Origin of the sequence: Lactococcus ileimucosae (genome assembly GCF_943193185.1) — a bacterium.
GTDB classification, from domain to species: domain Bacteria; phylum Bacillota; class Bacilli; order Lactobacillales; family Streptococcaceae; genus Lactococcus; species Lactococcus ileimucosae.
Genome location: NZ_CALPDE010000005.1, coordinates 1 through 16,966, shown reverse-complemented (window position 1 = coordinate 16,966; position 16,966 = coordinate 1). Strand labels below are relative to the sequence as shown.

The 16,966-nt window shown below is 38.7% G+C and carries 19 protein-coding genes and 1 riboswitch; of the genes, 17 read left to right on the top strand and 2 right to left on the bottom strand.

Translation table 11 applies throughout. The features are described 5' to 3' along the window. The first annotated feature begins 39 nt into the window (after positions 1 to 39). The gene (gene ppdK / locus NFR51_RS03630) at positions 40 to 2,658 is read left to right on the top strand and encodes a pyruvate, phosphate dikinase (RefSeq protein ID WP_251712383.1); all 2,619 of its coding nucleotides are present in this window, start codon (positions 40 to 42) and stop codon (positions 2,656 to 2,658) included. Between the two features lie 142 nt (positions 2,659 to 2,800). Here ppdK and NFR51_RS03625 read toward each other — a convergent pair whose 3' ends face one another. Then, positions 2,801 to 3,199, bottom strand: coding sequence for a phosphate-starvation-inducible PsiE family protein (locus tag NFR51_RS03625; RefSeq protein WP_251712382.1), 399 nt, complete (start codon positions 3,197 to 3,199; stop codon positions 2,801 to 2,803). Between the two features lie 276 nt (positions 3,200 to 3,475). On the opposite strand from NFR51_RS03625, the gene NFR51_RS03620 reads away from it, so the two are divergent. The 5 genes from NFR51_RS03620 (at position 3,476) to rnhB (ending at position 6,762) form a co-directional block, all read left to right on the top strand. After that, entirely contained in the window at positions 3,476 to 3,655 is a 180-nt protein-coding gene (locus tag NFR51_RS03620; RefSeq protein ID WP_251712381.1) for a MarR family transcriptional regulator, read from the top strand. A gap of 71 nt (positions 3,656 to 3,726) precedes the next feature. Then, positions 3,727 to 4,107 (top strand): VOC family protein, encoded by a 381-nt coding sequence (locus tag NFR51_RS03615; RefSeq protein ID WP_251712380.1) that lies wholly within the window; start codon positions 3,727 to 3,729, stop codon positions 4,105 to 4,107. A 114-nt stretch (positions 4,108 to 4,221) separates the two neighbouring features. Then, positions 4,222 to 4,713 carry a DinB family protein gene (locus NFR51_RS03610; RefSeq protein WP_251712379.1) on the top strand — a complete coding sequence of 164 codons (492 nt, stop codon included), beginning with the start codon at positions 4,222 to 4,224 and terminating at the stop codon, positions 4,711 to 4,713. 446 nt (positions 4,714 to 5,159) lie between these two features. Next, positions 5,160 to 6,014 (top strand): ribosome biogenesis GTPase YlqF, encoded by an 855-nt coding sequence (gene ylqF, locus NFR51_RS03605; protein ID WP_251712378.1) that lies wholly within the window; start codon positions 5,160 to 5,162, stop codon positions 6,012 to 6,014. Continuing rightward, positions 6,001 to 6,762 carry a ribonuclease HII gene (rnhB, locus tag NFR51_RS03600; RefSeq protein WP_251712377.1) on the top strand — a complete coding sequence of 254 codons (762 nt, stop codon included), beginning with the start codon at positions 6,001 to 6,003 and terminating at the stop codon, positions 6,760 to 6,762. The genes ylqF and rnhB overlap by 14 nt, the downstream gene beginning before the upstream one ends. Positions 6,763 to 6,786: 24 nt before the next feature. On the opposite strand, the gene NFR51_RS03595 is transcribed toward rnhB, so the two are convergent. Continuing rightward, entirely contained in the window at positions 6,787 to 7,533 is a 747-nt protein-coding gene (locus NFR51_RS03595; RefSeq protein ID WP_251712376.1) for a mechanosensitive ion channel family protein, read from the bottom strand. A 290-nt stretch (positions 7,534 to 7,823) separates the two neighbouring features. On the opposite strand from NFR51_RS03595, the gene NFR51_RS03590 reads away from it, so the two are divergent. The 11 genes from NFR51_RS03590 (at position 7,824) to NFR51_RS03540 (ending at position 16,736) form a co-directional block, all read left to right on the top strand. Next, on the top strand, positions 7,824 to 8,846 hold the full coding sequence (locus NFR51_RS03590; protein WP_251712375.1) for a branched-chain amino acid aminotransferase: 1,023 nt from the start codon (positions 7,824 to 7,826) through the stop codon (positions 8,844 to 8,846). Positions 8,847 to 9,102: 256 nt separating this feature from the next. After that, positions 9,103 to 9,342, top strand: a complete 240-nt coding sequence (locus tag NFR51_RS03585; RefSeq protein ID WP_251712374.1) for a YneF family protein — start codon at positions 9,103 to 9,105, stop codon at positions 9,340 to 9,342. 15 nt (positions 9,343 to 9,357) lie between these two features. Next, positions 9,358 to 10,770, top strand: a complete 1,413-nt coding sequence (gene racE, locus NFR51_RS03580) for a glutamate racemase (protein WP_251712373.1) — start codon at positions 9,358 to 9,360, stop codon at positions 10,768 to 10,770. Positions 10,771 to 10,805: 35 nt separating this feature from the next. Next, positions 10,806 to 11,315, top strand: a complete 510-nt coding sequence (locus NFR51_RS03575; RefSeq protein WP_251712372.1) for a metallophosphoesterase — start codon at positions 10,806 to 10,808, stop codon at positions 11,313 to 11,315. A gap of 19 nt (positions 11,316 to 11,334) precedes the next feature. After that, the gene (gene cbpB / locus NFR51_RS03570) at positions 11,335 to 11,799 is read left to right on the top strand and encodes a cyclic-di-AMP-binding protein CbpB (protein WP_251712371.1); all 465 of its coding nucleotides are present in this window, start codon (positions 11,335 to 11,337) and stop codon (positions 11,797 to 11,799) included. Next, positions 11,756 to 12,484 carry a site-specific tyrosine recombinase XerD gene (gene xerD, locus NFR51_RS03565; RefSeq protein WP_277613147.1) on the top strand — a complete coding sequence of 243 codons (729 nt, stop codon included), beginning with the start codon at positions 11,756 to 11,758 and terminating at the stop codon, positions 12,482 to 12,484. The genes cbpB and xerD overlap by 44 nt, the downstream gene beginning before the upstream one ends. Next, a complete protein-coding gene (locus tag NFR51_RS03560) occupies positions 12,481 to 13,215 on the top strand; it encodes a segregation/condensation protein A (RefSeq protein ID WP_251712370.1) in 735 nt (244 codons plus the stop codon). Before xerD ends, NFR51_RS03560 begins: the two co-directional genes overlap by 4 nt. Further along, positions 13,199 to 13,777, top strand: a complete 579-nt coding sequence (gene scpB, locus NFR51_RS03555; RefSeq protein ID WP_251712369.1) for an SMC-Scp complex subunit ScpB — start codon at positions 13,199 to 13,201, stop codon at positions 13,775 to 13,777. Before NFR51_RS03560 ends, scpB begins: the two co-directional genes overlap by 17 nt. Then, on the top strand, positions 13,764 to 14,480 hold the full coding sequence (locus NFR51_RS03550) for a pseudouridine synthase (protein ID WP_251712368.1): 717 nt from the start codon (positions 13,764 to 13,766) through the stop codon (positions 14,478 to 14,480). Before scpB ends, NFR51_RS03550 begins: the two co-directional genes overlap by 14 nt. A gap of 87 nt (positions 14,481 to 14,567) precedes the next feature. Then, a riboswitch (purine riboswitch) is annotated at positions 14,568 to 14,665 on the top strand. 154 nt (positions 14,666 to 14,819) lie between these two features. After that, on the top strand, positions 14,820 to 15,413 hold the full coding sequence (locus tag NFR51_RS03545) for a xanthine phosphoribosyltransferase (protein ID WP_251420547.1): 594 nt from the start codon (positions 14,820 to 14,822) through the stop codon (positions 15,411 to 15,413). A gap of 18 nt (positions 15,414 to 15,431) precedes the next feature. Continuing rightward, positions 15,432 to 16,736, top strand: coding sequence for a nucleobase:cation symporter-2 family protein (locus NFR51_RS03540; RefSeq protein WP_251712367.1), 1,305 nt, complete (start codon positions 15,432 to 15,434; stop codon positions 16,734 to 16,736). Positions 16,737 to 16,966 lie beyond the last annotated feature (230 nt).

Sequence of the window (16,966 nt, the reverse complement as noted above, 5' to 3'; positions counted from 1 at the left end):
TTCGTTAAATAGTATATCACATTTATAGAGGAGACAATTATGTCAATGGGAAAAAAACGTGTTTATGATTTTACTCAGGGATCAAAAGAACAAAAAGATCTCTTGGGCGGAAAAGGAGCGAATCTAGCTGAAATGACCAGCATTGGTTTGCCTGTTCCTCGAGGTTTTACAATCACAACGGAAGCTTGCCTAGAGTATCTGAATTCAAAAAAATTGGATGCAGAACTAATCAAGGAAATAGAAAGTCATATTGCACTTTTAGAAAAAGAAACGGGGAAAAAATTTGCGGATAATGAAAATCCCCTTCTCGTTTCTGTACGAAGTGGTTCAAAATTTTCAATGCCGGGTATGATGGACACTATTTTGAACCTAGGGCTGAATCATCAAAGTGTTGAAATTCTTGCCCAGAAAACAGGCAATCCAGTGTTTGCTTACGACTGCTATCGTCGTTTGATTCAGATGTTTGGAGATGTTGTCAAAGCTGTAGATAAAAATCTTTTTGAAGAAGCTTTAACGGACTATAAGATGAAACATGGCTATACATCTGATACCGAAATGCAAGCAGTAGACTGGAAACAGATTATTAAGCAATTTAGTGAAATTTACCTGAAGGAAGTCGGTGAAAAATTTCCGCAAGAGCCAGCTGAACAACTTTATGCAGCAGTAGAAGCAGTCTTTACTTCTTGGAACAATCCGCGAGCAGTCACTTATCGCCGTATTCATGATATTCCAGACACATTGGGGACGGCAGTGAATATTCAGGAAATGGTCTTTGGCAATACAGGATCAAAAAGTGGAACAGGTGTGGCTTTTACACGTAATCCAGCTACTGGAGAAGGAGGTGTCTTTGGAGAGTTTCTGATGAATGCTCAAGGAGAGGACGTTGTTGCAGGAATCCGGACACCGCGACCTATCCAGGAACTAAAGGAGGATAATCCTGATATCTATAGACAATTTGAAGAAATCTGTCAACAACTAGAGGCGCATTATCAAGATATGCAAGATATAGAATTTACTATAGAAGAAGGTAAACTCTTTATTTTACAAACACGAAATGGAAAGCGTACTGCCAAAGCAGCTTTTAAAATTGCGACTCAGTTGGCAGAGGATGGTGTAATAAGTAAGAAAGAAAGTTTGAAGCGTTTAGCGCCTTCTATGATTACTCAGCTTTTACATCCAGTATTTGATGAACAGTCACTTGCGCAAAATCAAGCAATTGCAAAAGGGTTGCCAGCCAGTCCAGGTGCAGCCTATGGAAGGGTTTATTTTAACGCTCAAGATGCTCAAAACGCACATGAATCTGGTCAGAAAGTCGTCCTTCTCAGAACAGAAACTTCTCCAGAAGATATAGAAGGCATGCTTGTGAGCGAAGCTATTGTGACTTCTCGTGGAGGAATGACTTCGCATGCTGCTGTTGTTGCGCGTGGGATGGGAGTTTGTTGTGTTGTTGGGTGTGAAGCACTTAATGTCAATGAAAAACTGAAGCAGGCGCAGTACGGCGCTCAAATTATAAAGGAAGGAGACATTGTTTCGGTAGATGGTACAACAGGAAATATCTACCGAGGTGAAATTAAACTTGATAAGGCACAAGATTTAGAAATTTTAGGAAAAGTTCTAAAGTGGGCCACTGAAATAGGCGATATGAAAGTTAGAGCCAATGCAGAAACAGTTGAGGATATCAAGACAGCCTTGGATTTTGGTGCCAGTGGAATTGGTTTAGCACGGACGGAGCACATGTTCTTCGGTAAAGAACGTATCCTTGAGATGCGTAAAATGTTTCTGTCTGAAGAAGAGATGCAGCGCAAAAAATCCCTTGAAACTTTAAAAGAGTATCAGAAAAAGGATTTCTTAGAAATTTTAAGTCTAACGGAAGGTATGCCGTGCACGATTCGACTTTTAGATCCCCCTCTTCATGAATTTATGCCTAAAACGAAAGAGGAGTTTGAGGAAGTTGCAAAGGCGTGTGGTCAGTCTGTAGATTTTATTGTTCAAAGAGGAAAAGAATTAGAAGAATTTAATCCGATGTTGGGACACAGAGGATGCCGCTTGGCTGTGACGTATCCAGAGATCTATGAGATGCAGGTTGAAGCAATAATTGAAGCGGCATTAGACCTGGCTCAGGCAGGAAAGCAAGTGAAACCTGAGATAATGATTCCTTTAATTTCAGAGGAAAGAGAGCTAATTTATCTTAAGGCACTTCTTGAAAGTAAAATTCAAAAGCTTTTTAAGGAAAGAGGGAGCGAGGTTGCCTACAAAATCGGTGCTATGCTGGAAATACCAAGAGCTTGTTTGACAGCTGACAAGTTGGCAACGGCTGCACAGTTCTTTAGCTTTGGTACCAATGACTTGACGCAGCTTACTTATGGCTTTTCACGCGATGATTCTGTGAAATTCTTGCCTGAGTATATCGAAAAAAGGATTTTGAAGGATGATCCTTTCCAACATTTGGACCAGGACGGTGTTGGAGCATTGATGAAGACCGCGATTGGACTTGTGAAACCAGAACATCCTGAAATCAGCTTTGGTGTCTGTGGTGAAGTTGGGGGGGATCCCGAAGCTGTAACTTTCCTCAAAAAAATAGGTTTAGACTATGTTTCCTGCTCACCATATCGTGTGCCAGCCGTACTTTTGACTATCGCACAGAGCAGCACGAAATAAGCAAATAAAAAGTTTGGGACAGAAGTAAAAAGCTAACCGTTCTGAGCTCAAATGACATACAAAAACGCTTAGCTCTCGCAGTTTCATGCAGATGACTAAGCGTTTTTCGTTCTTAGAATTTTTCCCAATTTCTTTTAAGTGCTTATTTTAGGTCACCCCAGCGATTCAAAAGAACAGTTCCGATAATGAGGACTAGGATTGCGGAGCATTGCAAAAACAGGCTCAGTTGAGAGGTCTCATGATTTGAAATCAAGAGTCTTACGATAGAAGCTATAGCAATATAGATATATTTTTTTATTGTAGGGTGATCGTTATCAGCGAGATAATGTATAATTAACTCTAGAAATTCCAAGAAGAGGAAGAAGGTCAAGATACGATCAATAATGTCATAGAAGCTATAATCAATAAAGCCTGTAGAAAAGGATGAAAGAAGCATCCAGATTTCTTTAAACATAAGAAAGGTAATAACCAGTCCGAGCAAACTTAAACAAACTTTTATGATGACATTAAAACCTTTTGACAGAAAATTAAATTGAGTCAAATCATAACCTCCGTTTCATTAATCGCGAAATTTTATAATTTTAGTATAGCACAGGAAGAAAGCTCTTGAGGAAGATATTGTCTGAAAAATAAGTGAGTAGAGAATGTTTAGAAAGAAATGGAGGTGAAAACTTTTGAAGAAAAAACAAGCATCAAGGTAAAAATTTTATTTTTACCAGTGGGTGAAAACACTGTCAATTTTATACTGAAAAATGATATAATATTATTGTGACGTTTGTGTTACAAAAAAAGAAATGTATAAAGAAGGGAGTCCCGTATGGATAATAAGGAAAAAGTGCTTCACACATTCAAAAACTCATCAGAAATGTTAGATGCAAAAGCTGTAGCTGACGTGACTGGAATTGAAAAATCAGAAGTAAGTAAACATATTGCTAAACTGAAAAAAGAAGGAGAACTGGTTTCTCCTAAACGCTGCTTTTATGAAGCGGCTAAATAAGTAGATGAGTATTGTTTTGGAATTTGCAAGAGTTGCAAGAAATAATTTATTTAAGGAAAGAGAAAAACATAATGATCAATCTCTGTAATATGCTCTATGTATCAGATGTACAAAAGCATTCCGAATTTTGGACTAAGATTGGCTTAACTGAGCTCAGACGGCAAGGTTCAGGCCAAGAAGAAACTGTGATTTTTGCTGTAGATTCACAAGCTCCAAGTGCACGTATTCAACTTTGGAATCTTGAATTTATTCGACAAAATTCACCTGAGGTGGCCGATATGAAAGGCTCACTCCTTTTTACTGTAGATGATTTAGAAGACTGGCATGCGCGTGTCTCTGCCGCTACGGATAAAGTCAGCGCTATCAATAATTTCCAAGGTATGGTTAACTTTAACTTTCAAGATCCAGATGGAAATTACTATGCTTTTGCTGAATCAGAGTTGCCAGAATAAATGAGCGTTAGTAAAGTCTTTCGATGGAAGGACTTTATTGTTTTTAATCTCTGAAAAGAGGCCAGTATAGAAGGATCAAAATATGAAAAATTGCTTAAAAAAGGGAGTTTTAAGATGATTAAAGAAAGCTTGTTGTCGCAACTTGAGGTTTCATGGGCTTTATTGGAGTATCATTTGAAAGATCTATCTGTGGATGAAATGAATTTTGAAGTAACACGTCCGAGTTTATCAACCAAAGGGTTTCCAGAGACAGAAGCTTATGATATTGGCATGCCAACCATTGCTTGGACATTGTGGCACATAGATTTTTGGTGGTCAATGGCGCTGGACTATAATTTTGGCAATGGGCGCTTGACGATGGAGGAAATTGACTGGCCACGAGATGCGAGTACAGCATTTTCACACTTGGCAGACCTAAAAAGTCAGTGGGTCAAGTGTATAGCCGAAATGTCAGAGGAAGAGTTTGCACGTTCCAAAGTAGGACAATGGCCGCTTCAAAATAAGCCTTTTTATGAGCTTGCAGGTTGGTTGAACTTAGAGTTAATGAAAAATGCTGCTGAAATTGGAAGTGCTCGCTTTGCCTATGGAGTTAGGAAGGAAAAATAATTAGAGAGAGAGCGTTTAGTTACAAGAAAACTTTGGGAGAAAACAGATTTGGAGCACTGGTAAAAATCAGTGCTTTTTAATGCAGAAGAAGCCAGTGGGTGAAATATTAGCAAATGAAAAAGCGTAATGAGAAATATTTGGAGCAAGAAGTTATTAATTTTGTTTAGAGATACTGTGAGATAATTTTGGAAAATCTATTGCGTCAAAAATAACACAAATACATAATGGCGAAGGGTGCTGAAAAATGATAGAATAATAGGGTTGAAACAAAACTATGTAGTGGATAGAATATTTTAAGCAATACGAGGAATGTGTTAACTGGATGAGCATTAGCAGCTCTTTGCAAGAGAATGATTTGAAAGAAAAAGAGGTTGTGAAAAAACAATTCCTCGCTTGAAAAAACAAAAAATGAAAGGCTGTAACTCCTGTTACAGCAAGGTTTAGATATGAGTACAATCCAATGGTTCCCAGGGCACATGTCCAAGGCCCGCCGTCAAGTACAGGAAAATTTAAAATATGTTGATTTTGTGATTGAGCTGGTAGATGCACGTTTGCCGATCAGTTCACGTAACCCGATGTTGGATAAAATCATTGGGGATAAACCACGGCTTATCGCTTTAAACAAAGCGGACTTAGCTGACAGAAATGCCGTGAAATCTTGGCTCGACTTTTTTGAAAAGCAAGGCGTTATCGCCCTAGCTATTAACTCGAAAGAAGAACATACAGTAAAACGTTTGATTACTGCTGCAAAAACGTTAATGGCTGAAAAGATTGCCCGAAATGCTGAACGTGGCATTCAGAACAGTGCATTACGTACGATGATTGTTGGTATCCCTAATGTCGGGAAGTCAACTTTGATGAACCGCTTGGCAGGAAAAAAGGTCGCTGTTACAGGAAACAAACCAGGGGTCACAAAAGGACAGCAATGGTTGCGTACCAATAAAGAACTGGAAATTCTTGACACGCCAGGGATACTCTGGCCAAAATTTGAAGATGAGCAAGTGGGCCTGAAGCTTGCGTTAACAGGAGCCATTAAAGATCAACTTTTGCCAATGGATGACGTTACTATCTTTGGACTGCAATATTTTTTGAAGAATTATAAAGAGCCAACAATGAAACAGCTCCGAATGAAAGAAGAAGACACAGTCTTGGAAATGCCAGAGTTGATTATGGAGCTCACAAAGCGTTTCGGTTTTCGTGATGACTATGACCGATTTTATCAGATGTTTGTTAAAGATGTTCGGGATGGCAGGATGGGCGAATACTGTTTGGACAAGGTAGATGACTATGCACACGATTAAAGAAATAAAAGAACATTTAGCTCGTTTAACGTGCATTAGTGATGTGGAGGCTTTTCTTGAAGATCCTCGCGCAGGGGTTAAAGCAGCTGTTAAACGCCGTAAAAAAGAGATTTTAGCAGAACAAGCCGAAGAAGAACGTCTTGAAATAATGCTTGGTTTTGAACGACAAGCCTATATGCAAGGCTTTAATTTAGTCGCAGGAATAGACGAAGTTGGGCGGGGACCTCTAGCAGGTCCAGTTGTAGCAGCCGCTGTTGTCCTACCTAAAAACTGTAAAATCAAGGGGCTAAATGACAGCAAGAAAATTCCTAAATCTAAACATGAGACCATTTTTAATGAAATTCGAGAAAAAGCACTGGCTATAGGTATAGGCTTAGTGGATAATGAAACAATTGACCGAGTGAACATTTATCAAGCAACTAAAATAGCTATGCTACAAGCAGTAGAAAAGTTAGACTTGAAACCCGACTACCTTTTGATTGATGCAATGGAGTTGGACATTGATACACCACAACTTAGCCTTATTAAAGGAGATGCCAAATCAGCAAGTATTGCAGCAGCAAGCATCATCGCTAAAGTGACACGAGATCGTATCATGGAACAGTATGCGCAGCAGTACCCACATTATGACTTTGAACATAATGCCGGTTATGGTACAGCCAAACACTTGGCTGGGCTTAAAACCTTCGGTGTTACACCTATACATCGTAAAACTTATGAGCCCGTTAGAACAATGATAGAAAAATAAGCAGGTCACTACAGAATGACTTGCTTATTTTGTATAGTATTTATCCATGATTTCTAATCTCAAGCCATCTATTTCATCTAAGGCAGCAGTTAAACGGCTTCTAAGGAAAATACTTTCACCACGAGTGATGATGCCATCATAAATAACTTGAGAGTAGTCAGCATTTACCTGAAGTATTTTGATTTTCATTTCTTCCAAATTTTCTGCGGTTACAGGGATATCAAGATTCATTGTACGATCTTTATAAGAAAAATTTTTCAATGATTCGATATTACGATTAGGTATGAAGGCTGTCGCTCCATCATCTGAAATTAAGGTAATGGACCGGATACCTACAGATGTGACCTCCCCTTCAATATCCAAGTTTTCAAACCGAATCCAATCACCAACATTAATTTGATGCTCGACAATAATGAAAAAACCATTGATGATATCAGCCACCAAATCTCGACCAGCAAAACCAAGCGCAACACCTAGAATCCCGGCTCCAGCAAGAACATTAGCTACAGGGACACCTAAAAGTGAAAGGATTGTATAGATCCATAGAAAGGCTGTGAGATAAGTCAAGGCGCTTTTGCTTAAACGAGCCAAGGTCATGATGCGAGAAGAGTCAGCCCAAGAGCGCTTGCTGTAATTTTTAAAAAGATAGTCGACAATTCGGATACTGATACGATATAAGATAAAGAACAAAAGACTGACTAAAACAACGTAAATGAGTTTATCAAGAAGAAGCTGCCCTAAATCTTGAAAATTAATTCTAAAAGTATTCATTTTATTTCCATTTCTATAATTTTTTGTGACAAACGCATGAAGAACGATTTTGGCGGAATTTGATTATTTTATGAGGGACAAGTTTTCATGGTTTTAGAATGAAACAACATGAGAGAGGTTTTCGGGTTCTCATAAATTCTTCATGTGCTTGTTCTGTAATTTTCTGAATTTACATTGAAATCACATTCAAAATAGCTTATAATTAATAATTATAGCAAATACTAAAAAAATTTTAGGTGATGAACTTTTTATTAAAGCACCTATGGAAAAATGAGGGAGGACAGAATACAATGACAATTAAATTGGATTGGGAAAACTTAGGTTTTGAATATCGAGAACTGCCATTTCGGTATATATCACACTTTAAGGATGGAAAGTGGGATGAAGGGAAACTAACAGGTGATGCAACACTGCATTTGTCAGAAGCTTCACCTGCGCTTCACTATGGTCAGCAAGGCTTTGAAGGACTGAAAGCCTACCGAACAAAGTCAGGGGACATTAATCTCTTTCGCCCTGACCGCAATGCCGAGCGTCTCCAAGCAACAGCGCGTCGCTTGCGTATGGCAGAAGTACCTACAGAAAAATTTATTGATGCTGTCAAGCAAGTGGTAAGAGCCAACGAAGAGTTTGTTCCTCCTTACGGAACAGGAGCTACACTCTATATTCGCCCCTTAATAATTGGTGTTGGCGGTCTTGTGGGTGTAAAACCAGCGGATGAATATATTTTTACTGTTTTTGCCGTTCCTGTTGGTTCTTACTTTAAAGGTGGACTTACTCCGACAAACTTTTTAGTTTCAAGAGATTATGATCGTGCAGCGCCACATGGTACAGGTGCAGCTAAGGTTGGTGGAAACTATGCTGCATCCATCGAGCCAGGACAAAAAGCACATGAAGCAGGCTACTCAGATGTGATTTATCTTGATCCTGCAACACATACTAAAATTGAAGAAGTTGGCGCTGCTAATTTCTTTGGTATCACAAAAAATAATGAATTTGTTACCCCTTTGAGCCCTTCTATTTTGCCCTCAATTACAAAATATTCATTGTTACAACTGGCAGAAGAACGTTTAGGAATGACAGCCATTGAGGGAGATGTCTTTGTTGATCAGCTTGATGATTTTGTTGAGGCGGGGGCATGTGGGACAGCTGCCGTGATTTCTCCTATTGGTGCTATTGATGACCAAGGAAAACGCCATGTTTTCTATTCAGAAACAGAAGTTGGTCCTGTGACTCAAAAGCTTTATGATGAGTTAGTTGGGATACAGTTTGGTGACAAAGAAGCGCCAGAGGGCTGGATTTATAAGGTGGATTAATACTCAATGCCCGTAACCCGCTAAAGCGAGAACGGTCAAACGCAAAGCCCTCTGGGGCTTTGCTTAGAGTCTTACTAGGCCTCAGCGAAAAGTTTCTTTCTGTGAGAAGTGATAGAAGGAGTAGTTGTTGTGGGCTGTGGTATGCTCCAATGAACAATTGAAACATACAAAGAACACGACAAATGAGCCTAAATTTGATATAATAAGGAGAAAAATTTCGAAAGCGATTTTATAGCTTTCTTGTAGGAGAGTATTAATGAATTTATTTGTTGCAATTTTACTTATGCTTGTCTTTGCTGTTGCAGGTTTTGCAGGTGGTGCTTGGTTTACACAAAAGCAAACTAAAAAGCTCTTGATGGAAAATCCACCATTGAATGAAGATGCAGTGCGTATGATGATGGGATCTATGGGACGCAAACCATCAGAAACACAAGTACAGCAAGTACTTCGTCAAATTCGTAGTGCAGCAAAGCAAGCAGACACTAAGAAAAAGTAAATTTTGGAGGTGTTTATGGACAACAGACCTATTGGCTTACTAGACTCAGGAGTTGGGGGCTTGACCGTTGTTCGAGAGATTCTCCGTCAATTACCAAACGAAGAAATTGTCTATATCGGTGATACGCAACGTGCGCCTTATGGGTCACGCTCAAATGAGCAGATTACTGCTTTCACTTGGGATATGGTCAATTTTTTGCTTTCCAAAAATGTAAAAATGATTGTTTTTGCTTGCAACACAGCAACAGCGGTAGCTCTGGATGAAGTCAGAGCAGCCTTGGATATTCCTGTTGTTGGCGTTATTCTTTCGGGTGCTTCAAGTGCAATTCAGAAAACAGTCAATAAGAAAGTAGGCGTGATTGCAACGCAAGCGACAATTAATTCTGGACAATACCGCAAAGTTATTCAGTTTAAGTCATCTAGTGTTGAGGTCCTCAGTTTAGCGTGCCCAGACTTTGTCCCCTTGGTTGAGTCAAACCAGGTTGACACAGAAGCCGCGAAAAACATTGTTGCAGAAACTCTGAAACCAATGGTTGGTAAAGTGGATACTTTGATTTTAGGTTGTACCCACTATCCATTGCTACGCAAGCTTATTCAAAAAGAGATGGGACAGGATGTTCAACTCATCGACAGTGGTTCAGAAACCGTGCGTGATGTTACTGTTTTACTTAACTATTTTGCTCTCAATGGTGAGGAACGCGACAGCATTAGACATTGTTTCTACACAACGGGTGATGCAGGAGCTTTCCAAGTAATGGCTGACCGGTGGCTCGGTGCAGGAAAGATAAGAGCAGAACATACTGAACTTTCTTCAGAAAGAACGCTACTTATCGCAACGCGGAATGATGGAAAAACACAAGAATTTAAGCGTCTCTTTGAAGAGTTTGGTTATAAAATCAAGAATCTCAAAGATTATCCAGAACTGCCAGATATCAAAGAAACTGGGATGACTTTTGAAGAAAATGCACGCTTGAAAGCAGAGCAAATTGCAGCAATCACTGGTCAAGTCGTAATCGGTGATGATTCGGGTTTGTGTGTCGATGTTCTCGGAGGATTACCAGGAGTTTGGAGCCATCGTTTTGCTGGTCCCAATCCTACGGATGAGGAAAACATTGCAAAACTTCTCCATGAGCTTGCATCAACTGCAATTACGCCAGAACGGCGTATCGCGCATTTTCATACGACATTAGTTGCTGCTTATCCTGGACATGAAAGTTTAGTGGTTGAAGCAGATTGGCAAGGTCGTATTGGTCTAACACCGCAAGGAAAAAATGGTTTTGGCTACGATCCTATCTTTTTAGTTGGAGAGTCCGATAGAACAGCTGCTCAGCTCTCTGCTGAGGAAAAAAATACAGCATCACATCGTGGGCAAGCTTTGCAAAAACTAATGGCTGAATTGCCAAAATGGCTAGAAAGCCTTAAAAAATAGAACGGGTGTGAAGTTAGCTGAAAGGAGTCTTCTTGATGTTTATCGTAATGAGTGATTCACACACTAATCGTGAGACAGTTAAAAAAATCAAAGAAAAGTATGAAGGTACAGCTTCAGCTTTATTTCATTGTGGCGATTCTGAGTTACCGAGCAATGATGAAATATGGAAAGGCATTACTGTAGTCTCAGGAAACTGTGACTATGATGACGGCTATTCAGAAGTGAAAATGGTGGAGGTTGAAGGAAAGAAAGTCCTTATCGCTCATGGACACCAATTTTATGTTGGATTTGGACTTGAACGTTATTCCTATTTTGCTGAAGAGAAGGAAGCCGATATTGCGCTCTTTGGACATATACATCAACCTGTTGCACAGATTATAGGAAAGACTTTGTTTATTAACCCAGGCTCTGTCAGTCAGCCGCGTGGGGAAATAAATATAAAAATGTATGCTGTTGTTACGATATTTAACAACGGTTATAACGTTTCTTATCATGATTTGGAGCATAAGAAAATTCCAGACTTACAGTTTACTTTTAATCTGTAGAAAAATAGGTAGGGTAAAAATGATTGATAAAGCTATTGAAAAATATTTCTTGGGGCAGAGTGAAACTTTTATAAAAGCTGCTGATGATGTTGCTGTCTTGTTTGATGAGCACAATGTTTCACATGCAAAACTTTTACTAAGTCAGTACAAATATTCTAGGGTTCCAGTGCTTAATAAAAATAAAGAGTATGTTGGAGTTGTAGGTCTTGCAGATATCGTTGAATTCGAAATGGGAGAAGATTTCTTTTATGAAAAATCAATGAGCACACCTATTTCAGAAATTGTAGATACTGGAGTAGAAACAGTGAGCCCGTCTGCATCACTTGAGGAAATTCTACATAAGTTAGTTAAAGAACCTTTCTTACCTGTAGTAAAAAGAACAGAATTTGTTGGTATTATTGCACGCCAAGAAATCTTGAAAGCTATCAATGCTTTTGCCCATGAATTTAGTAAAGACTATGATATTATCAAACGAAATCCCTAATTTTTTAGCCAGTAAAAACTTCTCAGAAAATACAAAATCAAATTATCTTTACGATCTACGAAATTTTGCAGAATTTTTTGAAAAGAAAAGCATTTCTCGAGAGTCGCTCTTACTTTATCGTCAGTCCTTAAAAAAATTGGCAGTAGCTGCACAACGCCGTAAAATATCAAGCGCTAATCAGTTTCTGTCTTACTTGTATGAAAAAAATTTGCTGAAAGAATCTCATAAGATTCAGCAAGTGAGCACAAAAAAGAAAGCAACAAAACAAAAAGCTGAGCTCAAGAACCTGTCAGAGATTTATCGACCAGTAATCTCGCCAGGGCACTTTTTAGCTTTTCTCATTCTGGAATTTGGCTTGACATTTGCAGAAATTCAGCAATTACGTTGGGAAAATTTCAACTGGAAATTCAAAATTTTGACGGTAGAAAAAGCGGGCTTGAAGAGAGTATTACCCATTCGGGATAAGTTTGCTCTCTATACACAGAGAATTACTAATGCAGATGAACTTTTTGTCAAGTCACGTCAGTTTCTCTATCTTGAGCTTAGAAAGTATACAGATTTGACGGCAAAAGAGTTACGAGAACAGTATATCTTGAAGCAGGTTAGAGCGGGGAAAAATGTCTATGAGTTGGCAGAAGCTCTAGGTTTATCTACAACTACAACTTTGGAAAAATACTATAAATGATTGAAGAAATAAAGATAAAAATCAATGATTTTGAAGGTCCTCTCGATTTACTTTTGCATTTGGTTGGACAATATAAAGTTGATATTTTTGAAGTGCCTTTGGTTCCGATTATTGAGCAGTATTTAAATTTTTTGAAGACAATGAAGACTTTAGAGTTAGAAGTTGCCAGTGAATATATGGTAATGGCGAGCCAACTTATGCTCATCAAGTCTCGCCGTCTTTTGCCTACAGTTGCAGAAGAGTTCATCGAAGATACGGAACAGCTTGAACAGGATATTTTGGCTCAAATTGATGAATATAGAAAATACAAGGCCTTGTCACAAGATATTGCACAAATGCATGAAGAACGTAGCCGATTTTACTCCAAAGAAAAAACAGAAATTATTGGTGAAGATGCTGTACTTTTACAAGATTATAGCAGTTTGGACTTGTTTTTGGCTTTTAACAATGTTTTGGAGTTGCACAAACAGTCTTTCACAGATGAAAACACAAAGATAGAAGCAGAAAAATTTTCCATCTCTGACAAAATTGCCGAATTATCAGGTCTCTTTTTGAAGAAAAGCTCTTACACCTTTAGCTCATTATTTTCGAAAAAAACATCCAAGGAAGAATTGCTTACTACTTTTATGGCACTTTTGGAGTTAATAAAAACACAACAAATCACGTTCAGGCAAGATGAAGTTTTTGGTGAAATTCTATTAGAAAGAGGTCAAGATGGACAAGCTAAATAAAACAGCTGTTTTAGAACTTTTGCTTTTCGTTGCAGGTGAAGAAGGACTTGAGTTGAATCAGCTGTCAGAGCTTTCTGGTATGAGTAAGTTTGCTTGTGAACAACAAATAGAGCGTTTGGTTGAAAAATATCAAACAGACAAAGAATCTGCATTGACGATTATTGAAACAGCTGGAAAATATAAGCTAGCCACAAAAGATATATTTGCTGATATTCTTAAAAACTATGCCAAAACACCACTTAACCAAAGTCTCTCACGCTCTGCTTTGGAAGTTCTTTCGATTATTGCTTATAAACAGCCAATCACACGGTTAGAGATTGACCAGTTACGCGGTGTGAATTCCAGCGGAGCCCTCTCTACTCTCCGGGCCTACAACTTAGTAGAAAAGACAGGCACGCTTGAGGTTGTTGGGCGTCCAGGGCTGTATGAGACGACAGAATTCTTTTTAGACTATATCGGAATCAATAATCTTTCAGAGTTACCAGAAGTTGATGAAAGTCAGTTTGTGGGGGAGCAGCAGGTATTATTTAATGAAAATGGGGAAATAAATGAGAATCAATAAATTTTTGGCGCATGCAGGTGTAGCCAGTAGACGTAAGGCAGAAGAGCTCATCTTATCAGGAAAAGTATCTGTTAATAACGTCATAATGACCAACTTGGCTTATCAAGTCGAGGCAGGAGATCGTGTGGAAGTCAACGGTATTGCCGTTTATAATGAAGAACCTGTTTATTATATGCTTAATAAACCACGTGGCTATATTTCTAGTTCAAGCGATGACAAGGGACGTCAAACCGTTATGGACTTGCTTCCTAAAGGAAAAGAACGCATTTATCCTGTAGGTCGTCTGGACTGGGACACGAGCGGTCTTTTACTCTTAACAAATGATGGAGAATTTACAAACCTGATGACACACCCTCGACACGGTGTTGAAAAGGTTTATATTGCTAAAGTTGAAGGGCAAGCCAATAAAGAAAATCTTCGTCCTTTAACTCTGGGGATGACTATTGACGGGAAAAAAATAAGTCCAGCACGTTATGAAATTATGAGACAAGATAAGGTGAAGAATAGTTCACTGGTTAGTTTGACTATCCATGAAGGACAAAATCATCAAGTTAAAAAAATGTTTGCGGCAGTTGGCTTACCGGTTCAAAAACTAAGCCGCGTCCAATATGGCCCCTTAAATTTAGAGGGACTAGCACCAGGTCGTTACCGTCGTTTAAGTAAAAAAGAAGTTTCTCAACTGATGAATGCAGTTAAACAATAAGTGATTTCCGAACAATATTTATAAATATTTGAAAAAAATTTATTTATCGCGATCTTTTCTTGATTAAAAAAATAAAATACGTTATACTATATCAATATTAAAAAATCTTATTTATACTTAGAATATGGCTGAGTGTCTCTACCCTGCACCGTAAAAGCAGGACAATAAGAGGGTTTTTTATTTGTGCAGTATGGCTTTGAATGTAAATGTTCATGTCTTGAGTGATGCCTTATAAATCATATCTTCTTTTGTCGTTTAGAAATGCTCTACCTTACCAGGTAGGGCTTTTGTATTTGCTAGAGACGAGCAGTTCTTAGGTATAAACATTTAGGAGAAATCATGAAGTTATTGGAAAATCGTATCGTACGTGATGGACAAGTCCTTGGAGATCAAGTTTTAAAAGTTGATAGCTTTCTTACTCATCAGGTTGACTATGAACTGATGAAAGCAATCGGACAACGTTTTGCTCAGGTCTATAAAGACCAAGATATTACTAAAGTTGTAACTATCGAAGCCAGTGGCATTGCGCCAGCACTCTATGCTGCTGAAGCACTCGGTGTACCAATGGTTTTTGCAAAAAAATCAAAAAATATTACAATGAACGAAGAGCTACTGACAACAGAAGTCTTTTCATTTACGAAACAAGTGACTTCTACAGTTTCAATCTCTCGTAAATTTATTTCTTCAGAGGATAATGTATTGATTATTGATGACTTTTTGGCCAATGGTCAAGCTGCATTAGGGTTAGAGGAGCTCATCAAGCAAGCAGGGGCGCAAGTGGCAGGCATTGGTATTGTCATCGAGAAGAGCTTTCAAACAGGGCGGCAACTTCTGATTGATAAAGGTTTAACAGTAACTTCCTTGGCTCGCATCGAAAAATTTGAGTCAGGCAAAGTTGTATTTGCGCCAGCAGATGATGCTGTCTGGGATTAAGAAGGAGTAGAAAAGATAATGTTTAAGATAAAAAGACAAGCCAACGGTCAAGCAGCAGTTTTAGGTTTACAGCATCTCCTTGCGATGTATTCAGGCTCAATTCTGGTACCTATTATGATTGCTTCTGCTCTCAACTACAGTGCAATGCAGTTGACTTATTTGATTTCAACGGATATCTTTATGTGCGGTCTGGCAACCCTGCTTCAACTTAAGATGACCAAGAATTTTGGTATCGGTCTTCCTGTTGTTCTGGGCGTAGCGTTTCAGTCTGTTGCTCCACTCATTATTATTGGGCAAAAACATGGTGATGGCGCTATGTTTGGTGCCTTAATCGCATCAGGTGTCTTTGTTATTGCAGTTGCAGGTGTTTTTTCTAAAATAAGGAAATTTTTCCCTCCTTTAGTCACAGGTTCAGTTATTACAACGATAGGACTGACTTTGATTCCTGTTGCGGTTGGAAATATGGGAAATAACGAAGCAGCACCGACAACTAACAGTTTACTGCTTGCAGGATTTACTATATTAGTGATTCTCCTTGTTCACATTTTTGCTAAAGGCTTTATTCGCTCGATATCTATCTTGATTGGTTTAGTTGCAGGTACTGTTTTAGCAGCTGGCTTACATATGGTTGACTTTTCAGCCATTAATCAAGCCCCTTGGGCACACTTGCCAGTCCCTTTCCGTATAGCGATGCCCCGCTTTTATTTAATCGACTGCCTGATGATGATTATCATCGCTATTGTTTCTATGGTGGAGTCAACAGGCGTTTACTTGGCCTTATCTGATTTGACAGGTGAAGAGTTATCTGAGAAACGTTTACGAAACGGCTACCGTTCAGAAGGGCTTGCTGTTTTGCTTGGCGGTATCTTCAATACCTTCCCCTATACTGGTTTCTCGCAAAATGTAGGTTTGGTCCAAATGTCAGGAATCAAATCACGTAAGCCAATCTATTTTACCGCAGTCTTTTTAATTGCTTTGGGATTGATTCCTAAATTTGCTGCTATCGCACAACTTATTCCAGTACCTGTGCTTGGTGGTGCTATGCTTATTATGTTTGGTATGGTTGCCATGCAAGGGATAAAAATGCTTGGGACAGTTGATTACAAGGACAACCAAAACTTGTTTATTGTTGCTATTTCAGTAGGCATGGGGGTTGGATTTAACTCAAGTAATCTATTTGTTAGCCTGCCAAACTGGGCTCAAATCTTCTTGTCTAATGGGATTGTCGTCAGTACAGTTTCAGCCATTCTTCTTAACTTAATTCTAAATTCTAAACCTGAAGCAGAAGCTGTAGTGAATGCTCATGAAGTAAAGGTGAACTGAATTTTCTATCGTCTATAAGCTATAAATAAACGCTCAAGCTAGTTTGAGCGTTTTACTGTTCTCCGATAAATTTACTTTTTTAACTGCTACAAAGTCACCAACTCGTCAAATTCTTCCTCGCTTTTCTCATCAAACACTCATTTCATTTGACCTTTTTTTTTTTTTTTATACTATAGACTCAGAAAGTAAACGTAACATTAGAAATGTAGTTGTAATGAAAATCTAAAAGT

What these genes read in the sequence shown, in the direction of transcription:
- NFR51_RS03545 (WP_251420547.1), top strand. Translation starts at nt 14,820, where the DNA reads ATGAAGTTATTGGAAAATCGTATCGTACGTGATGGACAAGTCCTTGGA.
- racE (WP_251712373.1), top strand. Translation starts at nt 9,358, where the DNA reads ATGGACAACAGACCTATTGGCTTACTAGACTCAGGAGTTGGGGGCTTG.
- NFR51_RS03560 (WP_251712370.1), top strand. Translation starts at nt 12,481, where the DNA reads ATGATTGAAGAAATAAAGATAAAAATCAATGATTTTGAAGGTCCTCTC.
- NFR51_RS03590 (WP_251712375.1), top strand. Translation starts at nt 7,824, where the DNA reads ATGACAATTAAATTGGATTGGGAAAACTTAGGTTTTGAATATCGAGAA.
- NFR51_RS03610 (WP_251712379.1), top strand. Translation starts at nt 4,222, where the DNA reads ATGATTAAAGAAAGCTTGTTGTCGCAACTTGAGGTTTCATGGGCTTTA.
- NFR51_RS03540 (WP_251712367.1), top strand. Translation starts at nt 15,432, where the DNA reads ATGTTTAAGATAAAAAGACAAGCCAACGGTCAAGCAGCAGTTTTAGGT.
- NFR51_RS03615 (WP_251712380.1), top strand. Translation starts at nt 3,727, where the DNA reads ATGATCAATCTCTGTAATATGCTCTATGTATCAGATGTACAAAAGCAT.
- rnhB (WP_251712377.1), top strand. Translation starts at nt 6,001, where the DNA reads ATGCACACGATTAAAGAAATAAAAGAACATTTAGCTCGTTTAACGTGC.
- NFR51_RS03550 (WP_251712368.1), top strand. Translation starts at nt 13,764, where the DNA reads ATGAGAATCAATAAATTTTTGGCGCATGCAGGTGTAGCCAGTAGACGT.
- cbpB (WP_251712371.1), top strand. Translation starts at nt 11,335, where the DNA reads ATGATTGATAAAGCTATTGAAAAATATTTCTTGGGGCAGAGTGAAACT.
- scpB (WP_251712369.1), top strand. Translation starts at nt 13,199, where the DNA reads ATGGACAAGCTAAATAAAACAGCTGTTTTAGAACTTTTGCTTTTCGTT.
- NFR51_RS03575 (WP_251712372.1), top strand. Translation starts at nt 10,806, where the DNA reads ATGTTTATCGTAATGAGTGATTCACACACTAATCGTGAGACAGTTAAA.
- NFR51_RS03620 (WP_251712381.1), top strand. Translation starts at nt 3,476, where the DNA reads ATGGATAATAAGGAAAAAGTGCTTCACACATTCAAAAACTCATCAGAA.
- ylqF (WP_251712378.1), top strand. Translation starts at nt 5,160, where the DNA reads ATGAGTACAATCCAATGGTTCCCAGGGCACATGTCCAAGGCCCGCCGT.
- xerD (WP_277613147.1), top strand. Translation starts at nt 11,756, where the DNA reads ATGAATTTAGTAAAGACTATGATATTATCAAACGAAATCCCTAATTTT.
- ppdK (WP_251712383.1), top strand. Translation starts at nt 40, where the DNA reads ATGTCAATGGGAAAAAAACGTGTTTATGATTTTACTCAGGGATCAAAA.
- NFR51_RS03595 (WP_251712376.1), bottom strand. Translation starts at nt 7,533, where the DNA reads ATGAATACTTTTAGAATTAATTTTCAAGATTTAGGGCAGCTTCTTCTT.
- NFR51_RS03585 (WP_251712374.1), top strand. Translation starts at nt 9,103, where the DNA reads ATGAATTTATTTGTTGCAATTTTACTTATGCTTGTCTTTGCTGTTGCA.